Consider the following 26,158-nt stretch of genomic DNA (forward strand, 5'->3'; position numbering starts at 1 on the left):
CCGCACGAGCGCCTCGTGTCGAGCGAGTGTCAGCTCGCTGTGCTGCGGAATCCTTTGAGTCGCAGGCTGTTCGTGACCACGAAGACCGAGCTGAACGCCATCGCGGCGCCGGCGATCATCGGGTTGAGCAGCCCGGCCGCGGCCAGTGGCAGCGCCGCGACGTTGTAGGCGAAGGCCCAGAACAGGTTGCCCTTGATGGTGCGCAACGTCCGCCGCGAGAGCCGGATCGCGTCCACCGCCGCCCGCAGATCACCGCGGACGAGGGTGATATCCGACGCCTCGATGGCGACGTCCGTCCCGGTGCCCATGGCCAGCCCGAGGTCGGCCTGTGCCAGCGCGGCCGCGTCGTTGACGCCGTCGCCCACCATCGCGACCACCTTGCCCTCGCCCTGCAGCCGCTTGACCACGTCGACCTTGTCCTTGGGCAGGACCTCCGCGATCACCTCGGTGATCCCCACCTCCGCCGCCACCGCGCGAGCAACGGCCTCGTTATCCCCGGTCAGCAGGACCGGCGTCAGCCCGAGCGCCCGCAACTGCGTGATGGCCTCGGCAGAGGTCGGCTTCGCCGTGTCCGCCACCACCAGGACCGCGCGGGCCGCGCCGTCCCAGCCGACCACGATCGCGGTCCGGCCCGCCTTCTCCTCAGCGGCCTTCGCCTCGGCGAGAGCCTCCGGCAGGTGATGCGCCCAGTCCTCCAGCAACGAGCTGCGTCCGGCCAGCACCGCCTTGCCGCCGACGATCCCTTGCACACCAAGGCCTTCGACGTTCGTGAAGTCCTCGACGGCCGGGAGTTCGCCGACCCGGTCCCGAGCGCCGGCCACGATGGCTTGGGCGATCGGGTGTTCGGAAGCGTTCTCCAGCGCACCTGCGAGCCTCAACGCCTCGTCGGCGTCGACACCGTCGGCGACGTGGACCTCGACCAGCGCCATCCGTCCGGTGGTGACCGTGCCGGTCTTGTCCAGCACGACCGTGTCGACCGCGCGGGTGGACTCCAGCACTTCCGGGCCCTTGATCAGGATTCCGAGCTGCGCGCCCCGTCCGGTGCCGACCAGCAGCGCGGTGGGCGTCGCCAGACCGAGTGCGCACGGGCAGGCGATGATCAGCACGGCCACCGCCGCGGTGAACGCCGCCGCGACCGAACCACCGGCCCCGAGCCAGAACATCAGCGTGCCGACGGCGAGCGCGATCACGATCGGCACGAACACACCCGAAACCCGGTCGGCCAGCCGCTGGACCTGCGCCTTGCCGGTCTGCGCGTCCTCCACCAGCTTCGCCATCTGGGCCAGCTGCGTGTCCGAGCCGACCCGCGTCGCACGGACGACGAGCCGCCCGCCCGCGTTGACCGTCGCACCGACCACCGCGTCACCCGGCGCGACTTCCACCGGCACGCTTTCCCCGGTCAGCATGCTCGCGTCCACCGCGGAGCTGCCTTCGGTGATCACGCCGTCGGTGGCGATCTTCTCCCCCGGCCGCACGACGAACAGATCGCCCACGGCCAGCCGGTCGACCGGGATTCGCTCTTCCTTGCCGTCGCGGAGAACGGCGACGTCCTTCGCACCCAGTTCCAGCAACGCCCGCAGCGCGGCACCGGCCCGGCGCTTGGAACGCGCCTCGAAGTACCGCCCGGCGAGGATGAACGTCGTCACCCCGGCAGCGACCTCGAGATAGATGTTGCCGTCGCCCGCCATCCGCTCCACGGTCAGCTCGAAAGCGTGCGTCATCCCCGGCGTTCCCGCACTGCCGAACAGCAACGCGTACAACGACCACAGGAACGCCGCCAGCGTGCCCATCGAGATCAGCGTGTCCATGGTCGCCGCGCCGTGGCGCAGGTTCGCCCACGCCGCCTTGTGGAACGGCCACGCCGCCCACACCAGCACCGGCGCCGCCAGCGTCAGCGAAATCCACTGCCAGTAGGTGAACTGCAGCGCCGGAACCATCGCCAGCAGGATCACCGGCACCGACAGCACCGCGGAACCGATCAACCGCTGCCGCAACGGCGCGATCGGATCAGCCTCCTCGACGGGCCCGTCCGGCTGCTCCTGCTTCGGCGAAGCGGGCAGGGCGGCCGCGTAACCGGCCGCCTCCACCTGCTCGATCAGCCGCTGGGGCTCGACGTCCCCGCTGTAGGTGACCTTCGCCTTCTCCGTGGCGTAATTGACGGTCGCGGTGACGCCGTCGAGCTTGTTCAGCTTCTTCTCGATACGCATCGCGCACGACGCGCAGGTCATCCCGCTGATCGCGAGTTCGACTTCGGTCGTCCGCGTCTGGTCCACGTCGGATGTCATCGTGCTCACTCCTTTCGACGCTCGCGTCAGCCGTGTCCGCCGTGTCCGTCATCGGCCGGGGATGGGGTGGGGTTCTGGGTAGCCGAGGGAGCCGGGGCCGGGGCGGGTGTGCCCGTGGTGGCGACGGTGAATTCCGCGGTGCGGACCTTGCCCTGGTGCTGGAAGTCCAGGAACAGGCGGTAAGTGCCGTTCGACGGGACTTCGGCGAAGAAGGTCACCGTGGGGCCGGGTTTCGTGCGGCCGTCACCGGGCTCGCCGTCCGGGTGGACGTGCAGGTACGCGAGGTCGCCGCCGCGCAACGCCACCAGGTGCCCGTAAGCGCCGAGGTACGGCTGCAGGTCGGTCACCTCGCGGCCGTCCTTGGTCACCGTCAAGGTCACCTTCGACGATTTGCCCGGCGTCAGGTCGCCGTCCAGGCGGACCTGGTAGCCGTCGACGTCCGCGACGCGTGACGGCTGGTACTCGGCGGGTTTGAAATCTCCGGCGGTGGCGATGTCGACGCCGAGTGTCGAGGCGGAGCCGCCCGTCGGCTTGAAATCGGCGAAGACGCGGTAGCTGCCGGCCTGGGGAAGGGCCAGCGGGACACTCCACACGCCGTCGGGGTCGAGTTCGGGGTGGATGTGCTGGAAACCGGCGGTGTCGCGACGGACCACGATGAGGTGCATCCGCTTTTCGTGTTCGACGTCGTAAGCGGTGACCGGTTTGCCGTCCGGGCCGAGAATCTTGAAGGAGAAGGGTCGGGTCGTGCCCGCGGTGAGCGTCGTGGTGGTGGGCGTGAGGGTGTAGCCGCCCCTGGACGACGCGAGCCCGCCGGGCTCGTCGGTCCGCGCCGCCTCCGCGACGGTGCCGCTGTGAGCGTCCCCATGCCCGGCGTCCTCGCCACCGGGAAGGCCGGCAGCGCCGGCGAAAGGACCGACAGCGGTGCCTGCGACCCAGGCGCCACCGGCGACCAGGGCAAGCGCCACACCGTAGGCGGAGAGCTTCGCAACTGTGTTCATCGTGAAGTCCTTAGTGCGGGATGATCCCCGCCATCGGGAGCCGGACCGCGAATCAGGCGGTCAGCTCGTATCCGGCTTCTTCGACGGCCGCGCGCACATCCGCGACCGCGGGCTCCCGGGAGCCGGTCACGGTCACCGCGCCGGTGGGCAGATCCACCCGGACGCCGGTGACGCCGTCGATCTTGCCGACCTCTTCGGTGACGGAACGGACGCAGTGGTCGCAGGTCATGCCGGTGACGGTGTAGGTGGTCTCGCTCATCGTTCTTCTCCTTGCGGGATATCAGGAACGGACGAGGCGGGCGATGACGTCGCTCGCCTCTTTGATCTTCTCGTCGGCCTCGTCGCCGCCCTTGGCGATGGCGTCGGACACGCAGTGCCTGAGGTGCTCGTCCATCAACCCCAGCGACACCGACTGCAACGCCTTCGTGGCCGCGGACACCTGCGTGAGGATGTCGATGCAGTACTTGTCCTCTTCGACCATCCGCTGCAGACCCCGGATCTGACCCTCGATCCGCCGCAGCCGGGTCAGGTATTCGTCCTTGCCTTGCGTGTATCCGTGCATCTCTCGTCCTCCTGAGGAGGACTCTACATACCCTAGGGGGGTAGGGCAATACGCATACCCCGGTGGCGTATGTCACCACCCGCTCGCACGGCAGCCGCCTTCGACGCACCGCCCCCGGGCGGGCATGATTGGGACGTCCGCGAATCCCGACTCGAGGAGTGAGCGTGGCCGATCACGGCGACGACAAGGAGCGCCAGCTCAAACGCCTGCGACGCGTCGAGGGGCAGATCCGGGGGCTGCAGAAGATGATCGAAGAGGACAAGTACTGCATCGACGTCCTCACCCAGGTCTCCGCGGCCACCCGCGCCTTGCAATCGTTCTCGCTCGAACTCCTCGAGCGGCACATGGCCGGCTGCGTCGTCGAAGCCGCCGCGAAAGGCGGCCCCGAGGCCGACAGGAAGATCCGGGAAGCCTCCGAAGCGATCGCACGCCTGGTGCGCTCCTGACGCCTGTAACACGAAGAGCGGGCGGGTGACCTCACGTCACCCGCCCGCTTCTATTCCGCCTCAACGACTGCCCTGGTCGCCGAGAACCCGGTCCGGACATGGGCTCCGTCGCAGAACGGCTTTTTCGCCGAATGCCCGCACCGGCACAGCAACTGCGTGCGGCCGGTCAGTTCGTATTCCTCACCGTCATGGTCGACCAGGCGAACGGGCCCTTTCACCTGATACGGCCCGTTGTTCACGACCTTGATGACGACAGCCGGTTCAGCTCCGGTCTCCTCGGTCATCGACGTCAGCCGACCACCTCGTAGCCCGCTTCCTTGACCGCGGCTCGCACCAGCTCCGCGTCGACCGGCCCCTCGCTCACGACGGTGACCTCACCGGTCGCGATGTCCGCGTCCACTTCACTGACCCCAGCGACACCGTTCACCGCCGTCGTCACCTTGTTCATGCAACCCGAGCAGGTCATGCCCTTGACCGCGTACACGGTGGTGTCCATCAGCTCTCACCCTTCGATTCGACAACTTTGTTCCGCGGCGATCCCTTCGCCGTCCGGCCGCCACACTAACATTACCCCCGTAGGGTATGCAAAGAAGCTGTTGCCCTTGTCCCACAACAAGGATCGAACTCCCAAGCTGGGCGCCGACGACGATCAACGTCTCGACCACACAAGTTCTCAGGTCATTTCCCACGAACAGGGACGCATGCCGGACCGTGTTCGACGAAGAAATCTGATGCGCACGGCGGAACCACGACCTCGGCCAAGCCTCTAAACTGCGCTGGTGACCGCGGCGACTGAACTTTCCTCGGCGGTGTATGCCGCCCGAGGTGTCGTACTGGCCGTCGCAGCCGCGACCCTTGGCATGGCGGCTCAGGTTCTCGGCGACGGCACGGTTCCGAATGCCGGGATGACCCTTATCATCGGCGGCTTGGCCGGTTCGGTCGGTCTCGCCGTCGCCGATCGCTGCCGAAGCGTTGTCGCGGCGGTCGGCGCGCTGACGGCGGCGCAGCTCATCCTGCACGCCGTTCTCCTGGCGCCCTCCCGCGTGACTCATTCGCATGTCACGCCCGTTCTCACCGGTCTGGACCCGGTCGCCGAGTTCAGCTCGCAAGTACTGGCGATCGTGTTGCTCGGGGTCCTGCTCACCCAGGCCGATACGGCCGTGCGGGCGCTGTGCGGACTCGTATGGCGAACGCTGCACTGGGTGACGGCAGCGCCCACTCCGCCACGTGCCTTGCCTTGGACGCCGGTCACGCGTGCGGTCGCGCCAAGTACTGCGACAGAAGTCCTTCTCCGTCGCTCACGGCCACGTCGCGGGCCACCTGCCACACGCTGAAGCGCTCTCTTGACCGTCGCTGCCACTAGTGCGACGGCACTTATGCCGATCCGGATTGCAGTGTCGAGCCTCCGCTCCACGCCCCGCATCGGACAGCACCCACGAAACGACTCAGCGAAAGGTTTCTCCATGCCAGGCAAACCAGCACCTGCCGACATGATCCGAAGACACTTCTCCACCTTCACCACCCGAGGCAAGCGGTTCGCTGTCACCGCGGAGGACATCCTCCAGCGCGCATTGGTGACAGCTGGGCTCCGCCAGCCCGAATCGAGAATCTCAGCGGACGCCCAGAACTATTGGGACCGGCCCTCCGGCCCCCGTTGGTCGGCCGACTCGCATTGGCAGGACTCATCGGCGTTTCGTGGCAACGGCCTGTGGCAGAAGATCGGCCAGGAACACCTCGCCCTGTTCGAGGCAGGTGCTCGCCTGGCAGAGTTCACCCGTTCCTGGAAGCGAGTCGTCGAATGGGGATGTGGCGGCGGCGCCAATGCCGTGCGCTTCGCTCCCCGTGCCGGCGAGTTCATCGGCGTCGACATCTCCGCAGAGACGCTCGCCGAATGCGGCAAGCAGGTCGCGAACGCCTGCGACACCCCGTTCCTGCCGGTCACCATCGAGGTGGCGGAGCCAGAGGCCGCGCTCGACAAGATCGACGGCGAGTGCGACGTGTTCCTGTCCTTCTACGTCTTCGAACTGGTACCGACCCCGGAATACGGTGAGCGACTGCTACGCATCGCTCACGAACTCCTCGCACCCGGCGGGCTGGCCCTGATTCAGATCAAGTACGACGCCGGCACCTGGCGTACCAGACCTCGACGGCGGTCCTACGCGAGAGGCCTGGCGGACATGACGACCTACCGGATCGAGGAGTTCTGGCAGATCGCGGCCCGCTGCGGTTTTACTCCGGAAGCGGTTCACCTCGTCCCACGAAATGAACTCGACGAGCGTTACGCGTATTTCTTCCTGTCCAACAGGTGAACCCAGGTCGTCAAGGACGCGTGGCCGCGGCAAGGAACAGCGGAATAGCCACGAACAAGCGTCCGACCTCGGCCCTGCGAGTTTGGTCAGCGATCCAGGTGTCGGCTTGACCGCGATCGATGGCGCCGACAGCACAGGCCGACTCGGCGAACCCGGTCAGCATCGGCAGCATCAGCCCGTCGGTGAAGACCACGGTCCGCACATCGATCGTGACGTCGGCGAACCCGTTGTCCAGCAGGAGATTGCGGTAGCGACGTGCGACAAGCGGGCTCGGGACGCTGCCAGCGCGGGCGTGGACGATGGTTCGAGTCAGCTCGGTGTCGTCCGAGTCGATGACGAAGGTGTCCCAGTCCTGGCCGATGAGCACGATCCGGCCGCCCGGGGCCAGCACACGGCGCGCCTCGGCCATCGCGCCAGCGGGATCGGGGACGGCGTGGAACACCTTGTCCGCCCGGTATCCGGCCATCGAGCCGTCGTCCAGCGGCAACTCACCGGCGGTGCCGAGGCGAAACTCCCGTTCGGACCAGCGCCGACGGGCGACGGCGATCATCTGCGGATCCGGGTCGATCCCGACCGCACGCATACCTCGGTCGCCGAGCTCGGCGACCACCCGTCCCGCGCCGCACCCGACATCGACGACCGCCTGCCCAGGAGCCAGAGCGAGGAGGTCGTAGGTGTGGGAGCGCAACTCGGCGGCGCCGGGCAGGTTGTCGACGACGTCCAGCATCCGGATCAGGGACTCGGTCGCGTCATCAGGCTGGGTGGTCTCAGGCTGTGTGCTCGTGTCGTTGGACATGGCCGCCATGCTGCGACTTAATGGCGACATGAAGTCAAGCGCCACGGATCCGAGCATCGGCGAGGTCGCACAACGCTTCGGGCTGGCCACTCACGTGCTGCGGCACTGGGAGTCGATGGGCCTACTCGCCCCCGCCAGAGCCACCGCGTCCCGTCGCCGCTACGGTTCCGACGACATCTACCGGGTCGCGGTGATCCTCCGGGCGAAGGAGGCCGGGTTCGGTCTGGAGGACATCCGCGAGCTGTTCGACGCACGAGACCCGGCCGCCCGCACCGGGCTCCTGCGCCGACATCGCACCGAGCTGGCCGCGCGGATCGCCGCGGCGCAGGCGTCGCTGGAGCTGATCGACTGCGCCTTGGACTGCGACCACGAAGACATCGTCAGCTGCCCGCATTTCCAGGCTGCCGTGACTGCCCGGATCAACCCGCCATCAGCGCCGAACGCCCTGATCTGAAGCGCTCCGGTCGTTCGTCCGCTCGGAGCGGCCACGCACCTCGGCCACACTGGCCAGAGTACTGGGGAATCTGGGGCGCCATCGCCGCCCTGGGCGACCCGATGATCTCCGGACGGCGACCTCAGACAGTGCGGACGCAGGCGCACTGGCCTGCCGCGAGCGTGCCCTCCGCGGCCTTCGCGGCTTCCCTCGTGGCGACCTCGGTCCCGCCGGAGGCGACCGCGATCGCGGCGCGGCCTCCGGCTTCGGCCTTCCCGGTGTGTGGCTGGACCGCCACTACCGTCTGCTCTCCGGCCTCGGCCTTCTCGTCGCGCCGCCAGACCGCCAGTGCGGTGACCGCTCCGATCGCCGCGAGGCCCGCCAGCACGGTCCAGGTGGTCGTGAAGCCCGCGTTCGTGGCGACCCAGCCGGCGATGGGATAGGTGACCAGCCAGGCCAGGTGGGACAGCGAGAACTGGGCGGCGAAGACCTCGGGAATGCCGGCGGGATCGACCGTCCGGCGAAGCACCCGGCCGGTCGGCGTGATGATCAGCGCCATCCCGCCGCCGATCGCCACCCAGATCACCCCGGTCGGAAGTGTCGCGGCGATGCCCGCCGCGGACATCGTCACCGCCGCGCCTGCCGCGAGCACCAGCACCGCGGCACCGGTCAGCATCACGGACCGGTCCGCCACCCGGTCCAGGACACGCGGGAGGACGACGGCGACCAGCAGCGTCCCCGTACCGGACGCGGCCAGCATCCAGGCCACGTCGGATTGGGTTCCGTCGAGTACGTCGCGGACGTAGTTCACGGTGTTGACGACCACGATGGAGCCGGCTGCGGCGACCACGAGGTTCAGTGCCATGACGCCGCGCAGACTCGGGGTGGCCGCGAACGTGCGGATCCCGGCCATGGCCCGGTCCCAGGCGTTCGTGTGCGAGCTGGGGCGCGCGTTGGGGATGCGCGTGGACAGGACCAGCAGCGCGGACACCGCGAACCCGACGGAGGTGCCGAGGAACAGCAGGTTGAATGACATGAAGGTCAGTGCCACAGCCGCGAGCACGGGGCTCAACAGGCTCTCCATGGTGGAGGCCACCTGTGATGCCGACAGGGCGCGGGTGTAGTCGGCCTCCTTGGTCACGATGTCGGGGATGACCGCCTGAAAAGTCGGGGTGAAGGCCGCTGACGCGGTCTGGAGCACCCCGATGAGGACGTAGATGTGCCACACCTCGGTGACGAACGGCAGCGCGATCACCACCAGCGCGCGCACCGCGTCGAGGATCGTGAGGAACAGGCGTCTGGGCAGCCGATCGACGTAGGCGGCCGCGAGCGGTGCGACGACGACGTAGGCGACCATCTTGATCGTCAGCGCGGTGGCGAGAACCGCGCCGGCACGCGGACCTGCGAGCCCGTACGCGAGCAGCCCCAGCGCGACGGTGGCCAAGCCGGTACCGAACAACGCGATGATCTGAGCGCTGAACAGCCGCCGGTAGTCGCGAATCGCGAACAATCCCATGTCCTTCTCCTCCCGGGCAAGCACTGCCAAGCACTCCTCCATATACCACCAGGGGGTATATGTGCCGGGATGTTTATATGCGGGAAGGGGGTATGTGTCAACAGCGATCGGGGCTCATACCCCTACGGGGTAGTGAGGGCTAGAACACGTTGAACTTCCACCGGGTTGCGGGCACTGTTTCTGGCATCGGACAACACACCCCCCAGGGGTATGTGAAAAGGGGATCGCGATGAACATGGGAACGCACCAGGCCCACCACGCTCACCACGGCCACGGCGGTGCCGCCGTGGAGGGGCTGCAGATCGCCAAGGACGGCTACGTCCTCGTTCCGGAGACACTGCGGCTGACGGCCGGGGAGGAGGTCGACTACCGGTTCCGGATTCTCGGGAAGGACGGCGCTCCGCTGACCGCCTTCGCCGAGACCCACGAGAAGAAGATCCATCTGATCGTCGCCCGCCGGGACCTCACCGGGTTCTGGCACCTGCACCCCGCCGAGCTGGGCGACGGTGTTTGGACGGTCCGGCTGCACTTGCCGGAGGCGGGCGAGTACCGGGTGTTCGCGGACTTCTGGCCGGACGGGGCGGAAAAGGGACTCACGCTCGGCGCGGACCTGGCCGTGGCGGGTGCCTACGAGCCGCGCCCGGTGCCCCAGCCGGCCACCGTGTTCGAGATCGACGGCTACGAGGTCGCCATCAAGGGCGAATTGCGGCCCGAGGAAACCAACCAGCTGGTGCTCGCGGTGCACCGCGACGGTGAACCGGTCACGGATCTGCAGCCCTACCTCGGCGCCTACGGGCACCTTGTCACCCTGCGGCTGGGAGACCTCGCATACGTCCACGTCCACCCGGACGGCACCCCCGGCGACGGCGAGACGCAGCCGGGTCCAGAGATCGCCTTCCAGGCCCACGTTCCCGGCCCGGGAACCTACCGGCTGTTCCTGGACTTCAAACACGAGGACGTGGTCCGCACCGCCCAGTTCACCCTTGTCGCCGAGTAGCCCGCGGGGGTACCGGCATGTTCTGGCGCCCCGGCTTGCCCACGCCGGTCCGTTTCCGCAGATGCCGTGGGCCGGTTTGGTCAGTGGTATTTCGTCGCACCGTCTCTGCTTGAGCAGGGCGAGGAAGAAGTCGCGGATGTCCTCGGCCAGCAGCTCCAGATGTCCGGCGCCGGGGGAAAGAACAGCGTCACTGTCGACTCGCCCGATACGCCAGGTGAGCCCACGGGTCGGCGGGCGCGAAAGCGCGGTTAATCGCCCGTCTGGCGGGTGCCGCCTGACGCCACCCCACCCAGCTGGTGTTCACTGCCGAGGACGTCCTCGACGTGTCGACCAGCACTGCGACCTTCCTGCAGATCTCGACGCTCGTACCGAGCTGCTCAACACGTAACGCGGCATGGACGACCGCGAGTCTGGTCTGCTGCGCGGCTCTCGTAGTCGCTCGGCGCGATCCGCCAAGTAAACCTGCTCGTGTCCCTACGCTCTGCGCGCGCAACGAACCGAATGAGCCCCGCGGGCGCGCACCGGACAGGGGAACCCACCAAACTGGGAGCAACTCGCCTGCGAACGACTCGTTAAGCGGCGGCCGCCGTCTGTCACTTGCCCGCATCGAGACCACACCGTTACGCCTGGCCGGTGGTATCCACTGGCGCGTTCTCGCGACGAACCACCGCTACGAGAGTCCGCGAAGTCCTCGCGCCGACGCGAAGGTGCTGCAGCCGCGGTTCGACATCGCGCCTGCCTCGACCTGCCTTCGATCAACCGGAACCGGCGGCTCCTTGGGATGTCCCCTTCACCGCAGCGGCCCCAGCATCACACCCGAGGAATCGGCAGGCTGCCTACAGAAGCCGAGTCTGACGGGCATCACCGCGACCGGGCAGGAGAACACCGCCGCTGTCCAAACCCGAGTTCGTCCAGCGGCGTGGCTGACGCGAGACCGCCAAGTGCCCGTGATAGCCGGCTCGCGACCCGTGACGCTGCGCAGGGAACCATTCTGTTGACACTGTTTCCGCCAACTTGCAGCGCCCGGCTGGATGAGCGCTCCGCTGTAACACGCTCAGGGGTGCACCCGAGCTCCTCGTGTTCAGACGACAACGGGAACGGGGATGAACGTGACAGGAAACGATGCGAATCACACGGAACCGGTGCCGAGCCGCCGAAGGTGTAGACGACCAGGGCTTGGCCACTGAGCTGCTTCTCGCAGCGTACAGGGCACTACGCGATGAGATCGTGAAGAAGATGGATCATCGGACGGCCCTGGTGGTGTGCTCGGTGACGGTCAGCTCCGCCGTGCTCGGCTTCGGGATCGACCGCAAGAGCGCACCGCTGCTACTGGTGTCACCGCTGGTGTCGCTGCTGCTAGGCATCCTCATCCTGTTCACCAATTCGCAGATCGGCATGGCCTCGGACTACCTGCGTACGCGGTTCAACGACCCACTCCTCGCCCCGCGGCACAAGCAGGTCGGGTGGCACACCTCGAACATGCGCATCGCCTACAGGTTCGGCCTCCAGACGCTCAACTTTCGGTTCCCGCTGGCTCTGATCGCGGGCTCCCCGGTCGTGGTGTCGGTCCCCATCGCGCTGTCGAACGTCGGTAGCTGGGCGGTTACGGCACCGATCTTGATCGTCGTTCTGCTGCTGCTGATCGTGTATACGATTCAGACGTTCACTCTCTGAGCCGGGTCCGGCTCTAGCTTGAGGTGATGACGCCCGCCGTCCGCAAGGTGGTCTCCAAGGCCGGGTAGCTGTAGTAGTGGTCGTTGTCCGTTTCCGCATCACGTTTGCATTTGGCCAGGAACTCAACGAAGTCGTTCCCTCGCGCCGGCCCGAGGTGCGCTGTGGCGTGAAAAAGCTGAACTGCGAGCTGCGGCATGTCCGAAGCACGTCGGCACTGGTAGTTGTCGAACCAGGCCGCAAGGACTGATCGCAGCGTTTCGGACTCCAGGAACTGGGCATGCTGCACAGCCAGGCGACCGATCTGCTCGGCGAACCGGAATCCCCGTATCGAGGCGAGAAGTTCAGTGATCGTCGGAACGAAGTAGCCGCTCGGCCGGGCTTCCATGACAGATATACGTTGCTGCATGGACAAGCCGTCGAATCGAGCCAGCAAGGTTGGCATCCGATCGCGCGCGTACTTACTACCGACAAGCGCAGTGCTGGTGGCGATCTCAGCAGGCAACGGCTCGTACTCGCCGACCGTGATCGGAGAGTTGATCATCGCTTCGAGCTTACTGGCCATTCCTGGATCGACCGTGTCCCAGAAGTAGTCCTGGTCGGCCATCCGCACCAGGGTTCGCAGTTGCACGTCACCGCTGGCCAGCTGGAAGCGGTCACGAGTTTGGACGACGGCATTGCTGACAGTCTGACGGGCGCGACCGGCGAAGGCGAGAAGCGTGATAGCCATCCGGTCGGCGTGCGCGGCTGCGGACATCCGACCGCCCGGATCGAGTTCCAGCATTGCGGCCTTGGCCGCGACGGTGATGATCGCTTTGCGGGTCGCTTCTCGCACGCGATCGTGAAAGGTGGCCTGCAAGTACGGAATAGACGGCGTGAAGAGTGGGTCGCATACGTGGTCTTTGAATTTCTCAACCAGTTTGCGGCCTTGGGTGGGTGGGTGAATCAGCAACGTGGTCAACGCGACAGCGAGGTGACCGCGCGCCATCTCCGGCCGTGGGATGTAGACCTCGCCCTCGGCCCGCAGGGAAGGGTGCGCGCACAGGTGGCGGTCTTCCCTGATCCGGTCAAGCTCTCGCTGGCCGATGGTGTCGATCAGCTCGAACTCCACCGCCTTGTCCACCAGGTCAGCTTCAATCCTCTGCATCAGCTGCACACCTGCGCGGTTCAGGCCCTGCTGCTGCGCCTCCGCGATTCTTTCCCAGAACGACTTGACCTGTGTGTCGCCTTCATCAGCAAGCCGTGTCACTTTCACGATGATGTCCGCAGCCACCGCCGCCCAGGACGCGATGATGCTCGATCGAACCGCGCCGGCGTTGTAGCAACGCAGCGCCTCCTCGGCGAGTGGTCGCACCTCCGGGCTCCACACCTGTGCGATCAGTGTCTCCAGATCCGCTGCCATATGCGCCACCTCCCTCGACCACAGCTGTACCTCGTCAGGCGAGCCCAGAACGCTACGGCCCAGCTCGCCAAGGTTAGCGCTGAGGCTCTTTCGTCGTCCGGGAGCTGTGTGCAGTGGGCTCAGGGTGCACCCGAGGGCAGGAATCCGGGCCTCCCCCTGGTTCCAAGGGGGCGGGTTGTGCAGCCAGGTAGCCGTGATCACGGGTCCGGATCCATGGCAGCAAGACTCAGGCTAACGTCCTTCGCCGCCTTGTAAGACGTCGCTCAGAAGAGCGGCTACAGTTAGCAGCCGAGGACTTTGTCTACCTCGCGGGCCTGTCCGGGCGATACCCCGGACAGGCCCAAGTTCGCTTCAAGCACCCAATTTTTGAGGCTCCACGAAACTTGATGTCGCAAGCAGGGCCAGACATCACCTGTCACGCACCTGAGGCGCCGCTATGCGGCGGCGGGGGGAAGCTTGCGCCGTGTCTGACGGGGCACGAGAGACGCGGCAGCCTCTGCGGATTCGCGGGCAAGTTCTGGGAGTACGTGGGTGTAAGTATCGGCGGTGATGGCAATGCTGGAGTGCCCGAGGAGTTCTTGGACTTCTTTGAGGTCGGCGCCGCCCGCGAGCATGAGGGTGGCCGCTCCGTGGCGGAGATCATGCAGGCGTACGGGTGGCAGGCCCGCCGCCTCGGCGATCGCTTGGAAGCTGTCGGTGAGTTTGGCCGGGTGCAGGGGACTTCCGTCTAGTTCCGTGCAGACCAGGCCGTGTTCGACCCAGCGGCCGCCTGCCGCGTCGCGCAGGTCGGCCTGATGCCGTTTCTGCGCGCGGAGCACATCGACGGTGACGTTGTCCAGAGCGATGACGCGACCGCTGGCTTCGCTCTTCGGTTCGCCGAACTCGATCTCCCAGCCGATCTGGACGAGGGCTGAGGTGATCGTGGCGCTCTGGTTCGCGAGGTCGATGTCCCACCAGGGCAGTCCGCAGGCTTCGCCACGGCGGAGACCTCGGTAGGCGATGAGGTGCAGGAGTACGTAGTGGGGGTGACCCTCGGCGTGGTCGAGGAAAGTGCCGGTCTGCTCGGGTGTCCACACCATCACCCGCGATGGCCGCTCTCCTGTGCGTTGCCATCGTTCAACCCGTTCCGGGGTCCACAGGAGTGCTTTGGGTCGGCGCCCGGAAGGTAGTTCGATGTGGGAGGCTGGGTTGAACTGAAGAGGGATCTTGGGGTCGCGGATGGCGGCGTTGAGCGCGGCGCGCAGGGTCGCGCGGTAGCGCTGCATGGTGGCGGCGCTGATGATCCGCAGGCCGTGGACACTCTTGCGGATGTCGGGGTCGTCGTTGGCTTTTGCGGCGGTGATGAAGTCGTTGCGCTCGGCCATGGCGTCGAACATCGCGGCGACGTGTTCGACGGTTAGCGCGTCGATGCGGTAGTGCCCGAGGTGTGGAATGAGCCAGAGTCTCATGTGCTGACTGTAGGAGAGCCTGGTGCTTCTGCGTAGCTTCTTGCGGCTGGCCAGCCAGGTGTGCAGCCACTCTTCGACGGTCGGTACGCGGCTCGACGTGTCACCTGACTCTAGTTCTTGGGTGATGCTTTCCGCTGTGGGGAAGGGTTGTCCGCTCTTGAGGCAGGTGTCGATGAGGTCACCGATGGCGACGACGGCGGTGTCGCCGTGTGGTTGCGCTACCTCGACCAGGGCGGCCATTTTGTCGAGCACGGTTTGTGCATCGGTCTGTGTTGCGTATCCCCCGCGTCGCCGGGTCCGACGAGTTCTGTCGCTACGGCGGGGAAGTTCGGCCTGAAAGTACCAGGTTCCGTGATCGGAGCTCCAGGACCCGTTGCGGCGTTTGAGTTTCTGGCATTTCGCACCGAGCTGTTGCCCGGTTCCGGGATGCTTGCAGGTGCAGCGTTTGAAAGTGTTGGCGGAGAATTCTTGCATCGGATTCGTTCCTCCCGAAATCCGCAGGCGTGGTTCGGATCACGGCTATGGACGCTCCAATGGGGACAGAGAGGAAGGACTAGCTACGAGGCTCTTCGTCCAGTCCGAGAAGCTCGACCAAGCGCGCCACGGGAACGCGGTAGTTACGTCCGGCCCGTATGGCAGGCACTGGAAAGTCGCCTTTCCGTGCGAGGCGGTACGCCGTCGTTCGTCCTATGCCGAGCATGCTGGCGGCGGTCATGAGAGTGGTGGTGACACCGAGGCCGCGGACGTGCTCGCGCGACCAGGCAGGGCGGTCCTCGTCGATGACCGCGGAGCTCTCGGTGTGGGCGTCGATGACGAGCTGTGGTTTGTGGTGCACGGTGGCCTCCTGGCACGAGGGCAGGGTGGGATAGTCGCTTCTCGTAGATGGCCGTAGCTGGGCACTGCGACGGGTTCTGGCCGTTGGGGTTCCGGGGCGGCCCGGTAGGCGGTGTCAGCGGGACTGTCGGTCCCGGTACGGCGATCTGAGCAGCAGCGCGGGCTTCAGGGCGTGGTGGTGGGAGGTCCGCTGCGGCAGGAGAACGGGCTGCAGCCGTCCGGGTCGTCTTCTTCGGCGTTGGCGGTGCCGCGCGTGGCTTCGAGGTCGACTTGGTCGAGCGGCCGGAGCGAGCGGTGGATGAAGAACTGGCCGCGCAGCGGTTTGCCGTTGGCGTTGGCGCGCGGGCTACCGTGACGGATCGCTTTGTCGAACTCGACCAGGTCGGCCCACGCGTGAGGATCGGTGTCCCGGATGAACCGCAGCCGCGAGTTTCCCGAGTAGGGACAACCGATGCACGAGCTTTTCACGACTGTGCCCATGCCGCGTTCGCGCAGGAGCGTCAGGCAGTCCGAGCGCGATAACCCGAGGTCGAGGAGCGGGAAGATGTTGCGCGTGTAGTTGACGTCGGAGTCCTTGGCGCGGTGAAACTCGTCGGTGGAGATGCCGATGGCCTGGTCGACGAACACGCCACGGGGCACTCGCGTGGGATGCGGGTAGCCGAGGATCTGACGGATGGCTTTCTTGAGCGGCTTGATCTTGTACTCGCCAGTGCATTGCCGGCGGGCCATCCCCCTCGTGCCGTCAGGGTTCTTCACGAACAGCGGCATGGTGACAAACCGGGACTCTGGTTTGAGGGCGTCGTGGCGGATGTTGCCGTTCGACATGGTCAGGACGGGAATCCCTGCCTGCGCGCCGATGCGGCGCGCGGTGTCGAGCTGGGCGTAGACCTGTTTGGGTTCCCAGCCGGTGTCGGCGAAGAGGGCGGCGTCGAAGGGCGGGATCTCACCGTCGCAGGCGAGCAGGAACACGCACAGGCTTTGCACGCCGGCGCCGAGGCTCAGGTATCGGCCGCGTGGTCGGCCGGGGTAGCGCTCGCGGCGCGGCGTGCCCGATCGGCGGGCCGCCGGTGTCGTGGGCGGACGGCGGCGCGCTGATAACTGTGTCGGTGGGCGTGAGGTGGCGGCACGCGCTGCGGACGGTGGACGCGATGTCATGCTCACCGCTCCTCCTTCCCGTCACTGCTGGTGGCGAATCCTTGGACGGGGGCGAGGAGCCGGTGCGGGATGCGCCGCACGCTGGTCGCGGGATCTTGAGCGGCCCAGAACAGCGCGGGCGTGACCAGGGCGCGGTGCGCGGGCTGGTCGGAGAGCACCCAGTGCTCGACGGGGCGGAAGGCGCCGTGTTCGTCGCGAGTGCCGGTGGCCTGGTAGCCGGTGTACTTGATGTTGGTCAACATCGTGTCGACCGCTGCGGGCGGCCAGGAGGTGTGTGTCCCGGGCGGTGGATAGCGGTCGTGGTCGGCGTCGAGCCGCGCGGTGATGTGCTCGACCGACAGGCCGGTGATCGCGCGCCAGTAGAAGACGTCTTGCACCACCGGGGCGCGGCGAGGGTCCGGTGTCAGGCGGGTGCGAGGTGTTCCGCGGCGGCTTTGCGCTCCGGTCACGGTCATCGTGGTGTAGCCGTAGGGCGGGTGGTGAACGTTCCATCCCTCGCGGATCAGAACCGCGATCGCTTCGGCCGACCGTCGGGTCACCGGATGCTGCGCAGACCGAACACCGGAAAGCGTGTGACTGGCGAGTGCTCGGTTCAGTGGCCGCCAGTATCGCAGCCGGAGGCGATGGCGGGCGGTACGGACCCAGTGGCGCAGGTGGGTCGCGGTGCGGCGTGTCCTGCTGTGTGTGGGCATGGCGAAGAGCCCTTTCAGGAAGTCGAGTTGGGGAAGCGGGTGGAGCGTGGCGCTCCGGGGCGGGCTCGGCGGTGTCCTCGCCCCGGAGCGCCACAGGTTCAGCGACGCGAGCGGGTACAGCTGCGGCGGGGACGTGCAGCGGCCGAGGCCTGGGTGGTACCAGGCCTCGGCCGCGTCACGGCACCGCCCGCTCGGGCCGGTCGACTCACGCGGGAGGGCCTGTCCCGCGTCGGACTGGTCGGCGGGTGGCAGGGCGGATGGTGGAGGTGTGTGAGGTCGTCCAGCAGGTGGCGTAGTGCCCGCGCGGCCTGCTGGGGCATGACGCCGTTGCCCAGAGCGCGAAGTTGCGCGGTGCGGGGCAGCTCGAGGTGCGTGGCGGTGACCCAGCCCGGCGGTAGGCCCATGAGCCACTCGACGAACGGCGGCGCGAGCACGGGACGTCCGTGACGGCCGGGCTGGGTCGGGTACGGCGCTGCACGGCCGGTGATGAGTTCCCACCGGTGCACGGCAGCGGCGTACTCGCCCCAGTTCACAGGCCCGGGTTCACCGAGTGCTGTGCGGCGGGCGCGCGGTGCACGGGCGGTCGTCACGGTCCTTCACCTCCTTCCGCGCTCGGGACTTCGGTGCGGGTGTGGTGACGGCGATGACGACCGAGGGCAGCATCAGATCGCCCTTCGAGCCGCGCTGTGCCGGGCAGCCTTTGGTGCCGTCGGTCGCGCGCGGGGTTGGCAGAAGTCGTGGAGTGTCCATGAGGCTGGATCTCCTTGTCATGGGAGTGGCGGAGATGTCGGTGGACGAACCGCCGTGCGCGGTCGGGCGTCGGCGGCAGGGCCCCACGCACCGGTGGAAAGGCAGCTATCGATCCCTGCGCTGTGAGCCGCGGCGCACCACGGTCCGTCCGGTGGTGGCGTCGGGGTGCTCAGGGCGCGGGCGCGGTCGGGAAGCGACGGTCCGCCGTCGTGCGTGTCGTGGGTGCAGTTCTTCGCGTCCGAGGCGGTCGGGGTCGGCAGCAGCCGCACCGAGTCGGTCAGCGTCACGCAGCCGACCGGGATCGGGCGGCCCGGTTTCCGCACGGTCTGGATCGCCGCCGACCGCGAGTCCGCCGCCGTCGGGGTTGGCAGTAGCTGCGACGGCTTGACGACCGAGTCGACCGCGTCGTTGAGGTTGACCTGGTGTCCGCCCGCGCGCCGCTGTGCTGGATCGACGGGGCCGCGGGGTTCGCCGTCGCGGGCTTGCGGGGTCGGCATCATCCGCATCCCGTCCCGGGGCGGGGACGGCACACAGGAACACGCGTTCGCGGCGGTGGGCGGCGCCGATGTCGGCGGCTCGTACGCAACGCCAGACCGCGTCATACCCCGCTTCGGCCAGCCCTGCGAGTACACGGTCGAGGCCTCCGTTTTTCCAGCGGAGGGCGGCGACGTTCTCCACGACGACGAGGCGGGGTCGTAGTACGCGAATGGCGTCCAGGATGGTGTGCCACAGTCCACTGCGAGCGCCTTTCTCGATGCCCGCGCGCCGACCGGCGGCGGAAATGTCCTGACAGGGGAAGCCCGCCGTGAGTACCTCGACCGAGGCGACGGAGGTGAAGTCGACCTCGCGAAGGTCGCCCAGGTTCGGCACGCCGGGCAGGCGCGCGGCGAGGATCGCGGCCGCGTGCGGGTCGGCCTCCGAGTACCAGGCGATGCGCCCGCCGAGCACGGCGGCGACGCCGAGGTCGAGTCCGGCCACGCCGGTGCACAGCGACCCGATCACCGGGCCTTCGGTCGCGACGAACCGCAGCGGATCCTCAGTGTCGGTGTGGCGCTCAGGCATGCTGTGCCTCCCGCGCCAAGGGTCGCCGGTCCGAGTCGTTGCCCGGCGGCGGGCAGCGGTGTCGGGTGGCGGCGCGCCGGGCTGTGGTGGGATGCCGGAAGTGCGCGTCCCAGCCGCAGTCCCGGCAGTGCACCCGCGTGCTCACGACGCCCACCGCTCACGACTCGCGTCCCAGTCGCCCGACGAGGCCGACGTGCCGCTGGGCGTGAGGGGCTTGGCCATGACGATGACGTCCTCGTGCGCGATCAGATGCAAGGGCAGGCCCTGCTCACGCTGTTTGCGGATGAAGTCGCGCTGGAAGAAGCTCCCGCGGGCGACCAGCTCGCGGTCGGCGACGCGGGCCAGCAGAGCGACGCAGCGTTCGACCGGCGCCAGCCCTGCGGCCTGGCCACAGGCGATGATCTGCGAGGGCAGATCAATGAGCTCCGAATGCTCGCGCCACGGGCGCGCGGTGATCGCGATGTGGCCGCCGGGGCGCAGCACGGCCGCGCAGCCGGTGAGGATGCGGGTGAAGCCGGCCAGCAGCCGGTGATGGCCGACGTTGGCGAGGTTCCCGCGATCCAGTGCGCTGCCGTAGCGGTGGTGGTACTTGTGGACCTTCCCGTCGTCGGAGTCGGTGCTGGCGGTGACGACCTGCCCGTGCGTGGACGGCCCATAGGGCGGGGAGGTGATCACGAGCGCGACCTGTCCCCGGTACTTCGCGGGCAACAGGGACGGCAGCTGCCGGGCGTCGCCGTGCACGATCTCGCCGTCGTGGTCGTGGCCGCGTTCCCGGGCCAGGTCGAGGTTCGCTCGGGCGACGCTGACCCAATGCGGTTCGTACTCGACACCGACCGCGCGGCGCCCGGCGTCGATCGCCTCCACGAGCGTGGTGCCGGATCCGGCCATCGGGTCGAAGACAAGGTCCCCGGGGCGGGTATAGGCGTGGATGGCGTGCGTGGCCACGGCCGGGAGCATCTTCGCCGGGTGTGCGGTGGAGGCACTCACATAGCGGCCTTTGCGCTGAGAGGCCGGGGAGGTCTGCGCGGTCGCCCACACCGACAACGGCAGGTCGCCGGCATCGAACGCACCGGTCGGGCTGGCGGGGCCGTGTCCGGTCACGATGCCCGTCTGCGCCGGGCTGGTGTCACTGGCGTTGTCGAGGGTGTCGATGAGCGCGCGGGAGATCGGCACGGTCGGGTCGGCGCTGCTGTGGGTGGTCGAGCTGGTCGCGTCGGCGGCGGTCGATGTTGCGGAGTGCTGGTGGGACATGAGGGCGCTGCCTTTCGCTGGTGCGGGAGCGGCAGGGGACGGCTCGGCCGGGCGCGGCAGGTGCGGGGTCACTGGCCACCTCCAGCGCCGGGCACGGGGGTCGCCGGACCGGTCCCGGAGGGCGGTGCGCCGGGATCGGCCGGTTGCGCGAACGCGAGGACATCGCCATGCGCGCGCAGATGCGGGGCGGGCAGTCCGCGCACCGCCGCGCGATGCCGGGCGCGGTCGTACTCGACGGCCACCGCCGCGCTCGGCGCGGCCCGCAGGCGCCCCTTCTCCACGGGAGCGTGCAACGTGACGATGTGCTGCAGGTAGAGCAGATCGGCGTGCTGCGCAGCGGCGACGATCGCGCCCGTCGGATCGACCAGCAGACCCCGCGTCCAGTCGCTGTGCGTGTACACCGCGAGGATGCCGCCCTGGCGCAGACGGTTCGCCGCCAGTAGCGCGAGCCGGTCCAGCGACACCGACGCGGCGGCATGGGCGGGCAGGGACACGATCACGAGATCCGCACGCGCGCCGCGCTCGGACTCCGGTCCTTCCGCGCTGGCGGGGGAACCGGTGCGCGCCGGGGCTGGCGGTGTTCCGGCCAGCTCCGCGGACGGGTCGGTCGCCTCGGTGACGAGGTCAGCCCAGAACGGGCGCGACGACACGGCGGAGCCGCCGTCGCAGCTGTGGAAGGTGACCGTGTCGGCGGTGCGGCCGAGCGCGCACACCGCCTCCCGTGCCGCCACCAACGACGCCTCGCCGGTCGTCGCCGAGCCGTCCGCACCGGAGCTCAGTGCTGCGGCCGGAGCGGGGTCGAGGTCTACCAGGACGACGTGCGCACCGGGGTCGGTGAACGCCGCCGTGACGGACTCCACGATCGGTACCGGCCACACCGCGTGCGCGTCGATCGGGTCCGGCCCGCACGTCCACACCGTCGCTGGCGTCGGCGCGGTCGACGACGGCGCCGGGCGCCGGCGCGACGAGGTCGGAGTGCCCTCGGGACGCGAGGTGCTGTCGGTCCCGCCAGCACCTGCCGTGGTGCTGTGAACGCGGGCTCCGGGGTAGGGAGCGCGGTCGCCGCCGCGCCGGGGGCGCGGCGGGCGAGTTGAGTCTGTGCGGCGACCGGGGCGGCCGTCCGGCGACTGCGGACGAGGGGACATCAGGACCTCCGAGCACGAGTTGCCACCACGTATTCGGTGTGTGGCGCTGTCACCCCCTAACTCCGCAAAAAACGTCGATTTTGGACATGTGGTATCGGAAATTTTCAGATTAATTTGCTAAACCGGCTCGCGGCGCGCCGAATGCGTCAACGCTTTCAGAATCTGATTGCGCACTGAGGGTTCATTGCGCCGCCCGACCGCGCACCTGTCGAGCTGGAAGCTTGAGGCGCCGCCGCGCGAAACCTGAACCGAACAGCTCGCATGTGCAGCTCAATCCCCTTGCTCTCCGTCGAAGACGGCGCCTCGTGATGGGATTCTCGCGCCAGGAAGCACGCTGACCTTTGCTCGCGACTCCGAGCATTGAGGCGCTTTTGAGGCGCCCGCGAAGCGGTCTTGAGGCGGTTTGGAGGCGGTTTTGAGGCGCCGATTATGGCTTTCTTCGAGGCGTCCTTATTTCGCCTTTTAGGGAGTGTGGCCGACATGGACTCATCGTTATCGAACGTCGAGCCCGAACCGGGCTCTTGCTCTGTCCGTCGGGGCACAGGCATAGAGGGCGGGGTGTTCGATGTCGCGGCTGTCAGCTTTGAGTGGCTGGTGACCGGCCCGCGTCCGGTGTGTGTGAACGGCGCCGAGATCGCGGGTCTGCCCGCTCGGCCGGTGCCGCTGGATGAGCTGGGTGCGGTGCTGGTGGCCGAGGAGTGCACGCAGGACGTGCGGGACGCGGCGTGGACCTATCTGATCACCCGCGCGCGAACCGAGCGCGGCACGTGGACCGTCGCGTGCGTCGGGCTGGCGCTGCCCGTTCTGCTGCCTGTCGCGGCGGCCTTGACCAAATGGTTCAGTGGCGACAAGCACGACATCCACGCCGAAGTCTTGACCGGGTTCCTGCAGTGGCTGAACGAGGTCGATCTGGACCGGCCGGCGATCCTCGCGCGTCTGCGGTGGGCGGCTTTCCGCTGCGGCTATCTCGCGTTGCGCGAGGCTCTCGACGCCCCGCTGCTGACCGAGGAATTGGACGAACTCGCGGCGAGATCCGCTCGTTTCCGCTCGGCACCGCCTCAGCGACTGGGCGGACATCCCGAGGACTTGCTGATGGCCGCCGTCCGCGACGGTGTCATCACCTTCGAGGAGGCCGCCCTGATCTGGGACACCCGCTTCGGCGACGTGCCGATCGAGGACGCCGGAGGGCCTCTCGGCCGTGACGGGTGGGCGATCCGGAAGGTACGCAGCCGCGCTGAACAGCGCCTGATTTCCGACCTGACCGGACACGAGGACAACCCTGCTGTATCAGTGCCGCGCGTCCGCCAGGCATCGCTACTGATCCCTGCCTGGCTCCGCTGTCTTCCACGACTTGCCGACGCTCCCGTGCCGCGATCGGACCTCGCTTCGCGCGGAACCCAGCTGCCCGCGGAACCCCGTTTCCACACTCGCCGTATCGGCTCCGCTGCGCTCGCGCAGACCGGCCGGGAGGTGAACTCATGCGACTGACACCACCCCGTCTGTCCCGTTCCGTCCACCAGCCGGTCCGCCGCGTCGCATTCCGCCGCGGCGGAATCCAGGCCACCACCGTGTGCACCGGCGAGGCGCGTCCTCGGACGAGGATGCCCGCTCCCGATCGGCCATGCCACAGTGCCCGGTCTGCCACTACGCGGCCCCGGCTTCGTCACTGTGTGACCCGTCGTCGACTAGTGCTGCTGGGGTGGCTGGTCGCCACCGGGGTCCTGCTGACATCGTCGGCCGCGCGGGCGGAGACCGTCCACTATGTCGCGCTCGCGGCGACCGTCGATCAGGTCCTCAACAACATCCGTAACTGGATCATGGGGATCTTGGCGGGGGTCGCGGTCGTGTTCATCACCATCGGCGGCCTGCGCTACCTGATGGCCTCGGGCGACCCCGGCGAAATCGAGAAAGCCAAGGGCGCGTTCAAAGCCGCCGGCATCGGCTTCGGGCTCGCCGCACTCGCCCCGCTCGTGGTCGAGATCCTCAAGGGCATCGTGGGCGGGGTGTGAGCGATGACCACCCCACACCACACACCGTCCTTCCGTCCACGCGACCCCGCCCTGCGCCGACCGGCGGCACCGACCGTGCGCCCCGCCCGAAGTGCCGATTCCAGTCCTCACCATGACGGCACGGACACGAGGTCGGGGCGCGGCGATCGGCTCATGCTCGGACCACCGGCAGCACCCGCCCGGCGCCGTCGCGGACGCTGGCTGCACCAGCGGCAGTGGGCCCGCGCGCTCGCGGTGCTGGTGCCGCTGCTGGTGACCGTCGCCGGAATCGCGCTGACCGCCTCGGCCGCACCCGGGCCCACGCCCGCGCCCGGGGCAGCGGCGGCACCGGTGGCGCCCGCGCAGCCACCGGTACTGCCGCTGCCGCCCAATCCCAGCTGCGTGCCAGGCTCTGCCGAACCGGCGTGCCTTCTGCCAGGGACGTCGTCGCCGCGACCCGCGCCGCCGACGGGCCCGCCGAGTACACCGCTGATTCCCGGCCCGTCGGCGCCGGTGTCGTGTTTCCCAGGCTCGGTGCTGCCCGAGTGCGGCAATCTCCCCACCCAGCCGCCCACGAGCCAGCCGTGCGACGGACCGAACTGCATCCCACAGCCAGTACCCCGCGACCCCGGCGACGACGACAGCGAGTGCGGGTTCACCGACCCGGTCGCGTGTGTCACCGAGGCCATCGACACCTTCTTCCGTGGCCTGGTGATCGGCGCACTGAACCCGCTGCTCGATCTGCTGGGCAAGACGGTGCTGTCCACACCGGACCCGAGCCTGCTGCCCGGCATCGGCCAGGCCTGGACCGAGTCCTGGCACCTGATGCTCGCCTTCTACGGGAGCATCGTCGTGATCGCGGGCCTGATCCTGATGGCCTACGAAACCCTGCAGACCCGCTACACGATCAAGGAGATCGCGCCCCGGCTCGCGGCCGGGTTCCTTGCCGGGACGCTGTCGCTGTTCCTGGCGACCCAGGGCATCGAGATCTCCAACGCGGTCAGCTCGGCGCTGATGACCGACGCGGTCAACCCGAACACCGCCGCCAAGGCGATGACCGACATGATCCTCGGCTCGCTCAACGGCGGGCAGGGCTGGTTGCTGTTCATCGGGCTCGCGCTCGCCGCGCTGCTCGTCGTTCTTCTGCTGACGTTCATCCTGCGGGTCCTCGCGACGATGCTGTTGATCGCCGCCGCGCCGTTCGTGCTGATGTGGCACGCATTGCCGCACACCGAGGGCGTCGCCGTGTTCTGGTGGAAGGCCTACGGTCTGCTGCTGATCATCCCGATCGGACAGGCCGGTGCGCTGAGTGCGGCGCTGCGGGTGTTCTTCACCCCCGGCGGTTTCACCATCTTCGGGCCGACGCTGAACGGGGTGACCAATCTTCTGTTCTGCGTCGCGCTGATGTGGATTTTGGTCAAGATCCCGTTCTGGTGCCTGCAACCTCTGCGTGGGAATGGTCGGCGCTCGCTGCTCGGGTCGCTGGTGCGCGGCGCGATCGCCTACAAGACCCTGGGGCTGCTCGGCGGCGCCGGCTCTCTCTTTGGTGGCAAGGGCCGCAAGCCCGGCCCGGCACATCGTGCGCGCGGACGCGACACCGCACCCGCGGATCCGCCGTCGACCCGTTCGGGCCAGTTCATGCTGCCGATACGGGTCCGCCGCACACGCCCCGCTCCCGGGCGCTCCCCGCGTCTGGGTGAGATGACGGACACCGCCGCCGGAGCGGGGAGGAAACCCGGACAGGGACAGCTGTCGCTGTTCACCACGAGTGGCTCCGGGGACGAGCAGACAGTCGCGGCGAACCCGCGGGCGCTCCCACCGGACTCCCTGCCCGGCGCGCTGCCCCGTGACCAGCTCGGGCTGCCGATCACCACACGCAGGAACCCCGACCGGGTCGGACGCCGGTCCCTGGCCGACGACCTCGCCGCACGAGGCGCCGGGATGCCGCCGCCGGTGCCCCAGCCCGGGTTGCTCACCTCGGACGGGCGGGTCAACCGCAACGCCCGCCCGCCCGCGCATCTTCCCCGCGCGCTGATCGCGCCGAGCGCCGGGATGCTGCCGATCCACCTGCGTCCAGCAGGCCCGGCTACGCCTCGGCGGTCGCTCGCCGACGACCTCGCCAACCCGGCGCCGGCCAGCCCACCGCGGCAAACCGGGCCTGGGCTGATCACCCCGTCCGGCCAGATCAACCGCGCGGCCCGCTCCTCGCGTCGTCCGGCACGGGATGCCTACACCGGCAACCGGCCACTCGCCTCCGGCCAGTACCCGCTTCCCCTCGGCGTCCGGCGCCAGCCCACACCCCCGCCGCCTGCCAGCGGGACGAGCGCTTCACCTCCGCCGAAACGGCGAGCCGGAACGCAACTACGCCTGCCCCTGGACCTGCCCGCCCGGCGGGGCCCGAAGACGAAGTGAGGACCG

The 26,158-nt window shown here is 68.4% G+C and carries 27 protein-coding genes; 10 read left to right on the forward strand and 17 right to left on the reverse strand.

What is annotated here, in order from left to right:
- Window positions 1-29: 29 nt before the first annotated feature.
- From NQK81_RS21730 to NQK81_RS21745, 4 genes are read right to left on the reverse strand one after another with little or no spacing between them, the layout of a single operon-like run.
- A complete protein-coding gene (locus tag NQK81_RS21730) occupies window positions 30-2,285 on the reverse strand; it encodes a heavy metal translocating P-type ATPase (RefSeq protein ID WP_257489562.1) in 2,256 nt (751 codons plus the stop codon).
- Window positions 2,286-2,311: 26 nt separating this feature from the next.
- Complete coding sequence (locus NQK81_RS21735) at window positions 2,312-3,283, reverse strand: DUF8832 domain-containing protein (protein ID WP_257489563.1); 972 nt, start codon at window positions 3,281-3,283, stop codon at window positions 2,312-2,314.
- A 52-nt stretch (window positions 3,284-3,335) separates the two neighbouring features.
- Window positions 3,336-3,542 (reverse strand): heavy-metal-associated domain-containing protein, encoded by a 207-nt coding sequence (locus NQK81_RS21740; RefSeq protein WP_037346490.1) that lies wholly within the window; start codon window positions 3,540-3,542, stop codon window positions 3,336-3,338.
- Between the two features lie 21 nt (window positions 3,543-3,563).
- Window positions 3,564-3,845, reverse strand: a complete 282-nt coding sequence (locus NQK81_RS21745) for a metal-sensitive transcriptional regulator (RefSeq protein WP_016331925.1) — start codon at window positions 3,843-3,845, stop codon at window positions 3,564-3,566.
- A 164-nt stretch (window positions 3,846-4,009) separates the two neighbouring features.
- Between NQK81_RS21745 and NQK81_RS21750 the strand changes: the two genes are divergently transcribed.
- Window positions 4,010-4,291: a metal-sensitive transcriptional regulator gene (locus tag NQK81_RS21750; RefSeq protein ID WP_257489564.1), complete on the forward strand. Its 282-nt coding sequence runs from the start codon at window positions 4,010-4,012 to the stop codon at window positions 4,289-4,291.
- A gap of 50 nt (window positions 4,292-4,341) precedes the next feature.
- Here NQK81_RS21750 and NQK81_RS21755 read toward each other — a convergent pair whose 3' ends face one another.
- Window positions 4,342-4,575: a CDGSH iron-sulfur domain-containing protein gene (locus NQK81_RS21755; RefSeq protein WP_257489565.1), complete on the reverse strand. Its 234-nt coding sequence runs from the start codon at window positions 4,573-4,575 to the stop codon at window positions 4,342-4,344.
- Window positions 4,576-4,580: 5 nt separating this feature from the next.
- Complete coding sequence (locus NQK81_RS21760) at window positions 4,581-4,787, reverse strand: heavy-metal-associated domain-containing protein (RefSeq protein ID WP_257489566.1); 207 nt, start codon at window positions 4,785-4,787, stop codon at window positions 4,581-4,583.
- 283 nt (window positions 4,788-5,070) lie between these two features.
- Between NQK81_RS21760 and NQK81_RS21765 the strand changes: the two genes are divergently transcribed.
- Together NQK81_RS21765 and NQK81_RS21770 are read left to right on the forward strand one after the other, a co-directional pair.
- On the forward strand, window positions 5,071-5,625 hold the full coding sequence (locus NQK81_RS21765) for a hypothetical protein (RefSeq protein ID WP_257489567.1): 555 nt from the start codon (window positions 5,071-5,073) through the stop codon (window positions 5,623-5,625).
- Window positions 5,626-5,754: 129 nt separating this feature from the next.
- On the forward strand, window positions 5,755-6,600 hold the full coding sequence (locus NQK81_RS21770; RefSeq protein WP_257489568.1) for a class I SAM-dependent methyltransferase: 846 nt from the start codon (window positions 5,755-5,757) through the stop codon (window positions 6,598-6,600).
- Window positions 6,601-6,610: 10 nt separating this feature from the next.
- Here the strand turns inward: NQK81_RS21770 and NQK81_RS21775 are convergent, their stop codons facing one another.
- Window positions 6,611-7,396: a methyltransferase domain-containing protein gene (locus NQK81_RS21775; protein ID WP_257489569.1), complete on the reverse strand. Its 786-nt coding sequence runs from the start codon at window positions 7,394-7,396 to the stop codon at window positions 6,611-6,613.
- A 28-nt stretch (window positions 7,397-7,424) separates the two neighbouring features.
- Here NQK81_RS21775 and NQK81_RS21780 point away from each other — a divergent pair, with 28 nt between their 5' ends.
- Window positions 7,425-7,850 carry a MerR family transcriptional regulator gene (locus tag NQK81_RS21780; RefSeq protein ID WP_257489570.1) on the forward strand — a complete coding sequence of 142 codons (426 nt, stop codon included), beginning with the start codon at window positions 7,425-7,427 and terminating at the stop codon, window positions 7,848-7,850.
- A gap of 121 nt (window positions 7,851-7,971) precedes the next feature.
- Here the strand turns inward: NQK81_RS21780 and NQK81_RS21785 are convergent, their stop codons facing one another.
- Window positions 7,972-9,345: an MFS transporter gene (locus NQK81_RS21785; RefSeq protein WP_257489571.1), complete on the reverse strand. Its 1,374-nt coding sequence runs from the start codon at window positions 9,343-9,345 to the stop codon at window positions 7,972-7,974.
- A gap of 229 nt (window positions 9,346-9,574) precedes the next feature.
- Between NQK81_RS21785 and NQK81_RS21790 the strand changes: the two genes are divergently transcribed.
- Both NQK81_RS21790 and NQK81_RS21795 read left to right on the forward strand, forming a co-directional pair.
- Entirely contained in the window at window positions 9,575-10,342 is a 768-nt protein-coding gene (locus NQK81_RS21790) for a DUF8832 domain-containing protein (RefSeq protein WP_257489572.1), read from the forward strand.
- 1,176 nt (window positions 10,343-11,518) lie between these two features.
- Window positions 11,519-12,016 carry a hypothetical protein gene (locus NQK81_RS21795; RefSeq protein ID WP_257489573.1) on the forward strand — a complete coding sequence of 166 codons (498 nt, stop codon included), beginning with the start codon at window positions 11,519-11,521 and terminating at the stop codon, window positions 12,014-12,016.
- Between the two features lie 13 nt (window positions 12,017-12,029).
- On the opposite strand, the gene NQK81_RS21800 is transcribed toward NQK81_RS21795, so the two are convergent.
- The 9 genes from NQK81_RS21800 to NQK81_RS21840 all read right to left on the reverse strand — a co-directional run bounded on the left by NQK81_RS21800 (window position 12,030) and on the right by NQK81_RS21840 (window position 21,467).
- Window positions 12,030-13,415 carry a hypothetical protein gene (locus NQK81_RS21800; RefSeq protein WP_257489574.1) on the reverse strand — a complete coding sequence of 462 codons (1,386 nt, stop codon included), beginning with the start codon at window positions 13,413-13,415 and terminating at the stop codon, window positions 12,030-12,032.
- 434 nt (window positions 13,416-13,849) lie between these two features.
- Window positions 13,850-15,337, reverse strand: a complete 1,488-nt coding sequence (locus NQK81_RS21805) for a tyrosine-type recombinase/integrase (RefSeq protein ID WP_257489575.1) — start codon at window positions 15,335-15,337, stop codon at window positions 13,850-13,852.
- A 79-nt stretch (window positions 15,338-15,416) separates the two neighbouring features.
- Entirely contained in the window at window positions 15,417-15,578 is a 162-nt protein-coding gene (locus NQK81_RS21810) for a helix-turn-helix domain-containing protein (protein WP_306856062.1), read from the reverse strand.
- 284 nt (window positions 15,579-15,862) lie between these two features.
- Complete coding sequence (locus NQK81_RS21815) at window positions 15,863-16,852, reverse strand: hypothetical protein (RefSeq protein ID WP_257489814.1); 990 nt, start codon at window positions 16,850-16,852, stop codon at window positions 15,863-15,865.
- Between the two features lie 2 nt (window positions 16,853-16,854).
- On the reverse strand, window positions 16,855-17,391 hold the full coding sequence (locus NQK81_RS21820; RefSeq protein WP_257489576.1) for a recombinase family protein: 537 nt from the start codon (window positions 17,389-17,391) through the stop codon (window positions 16,855-16,857).
- A gap of 696 nt (window positions 17,392-18,087) precedes the next feature.
- The gene (locus tag NQK81_RS21825; RefSeq protein WP_257489577.1) at window positions 18,088-18,294 is read right to left on the reverse strand and encodes a hypothetical protein; all 207 of its coding nucleotides are present in this window, start codon (window positions 18,292-18,294) and stop codon (window positions 18,088-18,090) included.
- A 105-nt stretch (window positions 18,295-18,399) separates the two neighbouring features.
- The gene (locus tag NQK81_RS21830; protein ID WP_257489578.1) at window positions 18,400-19,356 is read right to left on the reverse strand and encodes a DNA cytosine methyltransferase; all 957 of its coding nucleotides are present in this window, start codon (window positions 19,354-19,356) and stop codon (window positions 18,400-18,402) included.
- A 141-nt stretch (window positions 19,357-19,497) separates the two neighbouring features.
- A complete protein-coding gene (locus NQK81_RS21835) occupies window positions 19,498-20,607 on the reverse strand; it encodes a TRM11 family SAM-dependent methyltransferase (protein ID WP_257489579.1) in 1,110 nt (369 codons plus the stop codon).
- Between the two features lie 68 nt (window positions 20,608-20,675).
- Complete coding sequence (locus tag NQK81_RS21840) at window positions 20,676-21,467, reverse strand: hypothetical protein (RefSeq protein WP_257489580.1); 792 nt, start codon at window positions 21,465-21,467, stop codon at window positions 20,676-20,678.
- Here NQK81_RS21840 and NQK81_RS21845 point away from each other — a divergent pair.
- The 4 genes from NQK81_RS21845 (at window position 21,454) to NQK81_RS21860 (ending at window position 26,152) form a co-directional block, all read left to right on the forward strand.
- Complete coding sequence (locus NQK81_RS21845) at window positions 21,454-21,639, forward strand: hypothetical protein (protein ID WP_257489581.1); 186 nt, start codon at window positions 21,454-21,456, stop codon at window positions 21,637-21,639. The two genes, NQK81_RS21840 and NQK81_RS21845, sit on opposite strands and share 14 nt — an antisense overlap.
- 542 nt (window positions 21,640-22,181) lie before the next feature.
- The gene (locus NQK81_RS21850; RefSeq protein ID WP_257489582.1) at window positions 22,182-23,240 is read left to right on the forward strand and encodes a sigma-70 family RNA polymerase sigma factor; all 1,059 of its coding nucleotides are present in this window, start codon (window positions 22,182-22,184) and stop codon (window positions 23,238-23,240) included.
- Between the two features lie 182 nt (window positions 23,241-23,422).
- Complete coding sequence (locus NQK81_RS21855; RefSeq protein WP_257489583.1) at window positions 23,423-23,761, forward strand: Mbov_0395 family pilin-like conjugal transfer protein; 339 nt, start codon at window positions 23,423-23,425, stop codon at window positions 23,759-23,761.
- A 153-nt stretch (window positions 23,762-23,914) separates the two neighbouring features.
- On the forward strand, window positions 23,915-26,152 hold the full coding sequence (locus tag NQK81_RS21860; RefSeq protein WP_257489584.1) for a TrbL/VirB6 family protein: 2,238 nt from the start codon (window positions 23,915-23,917) through the stop codon (window positions 26,150-26,152).
- Window positions 26,153-26,158: the final 6 nt, after the last annotated feature.

The organism is Amycolatopsis roodepoortensis, from assembly GCF_024628825.1.
In the GTDB taxonomy this organism is placed as follows: Bacteria; Actinomycetota; Actinomycetes; order Mycobacteriales; family Pseudonocardiaceae; genus Amycolatopsis; species Amycolatopsis roodepoortensis.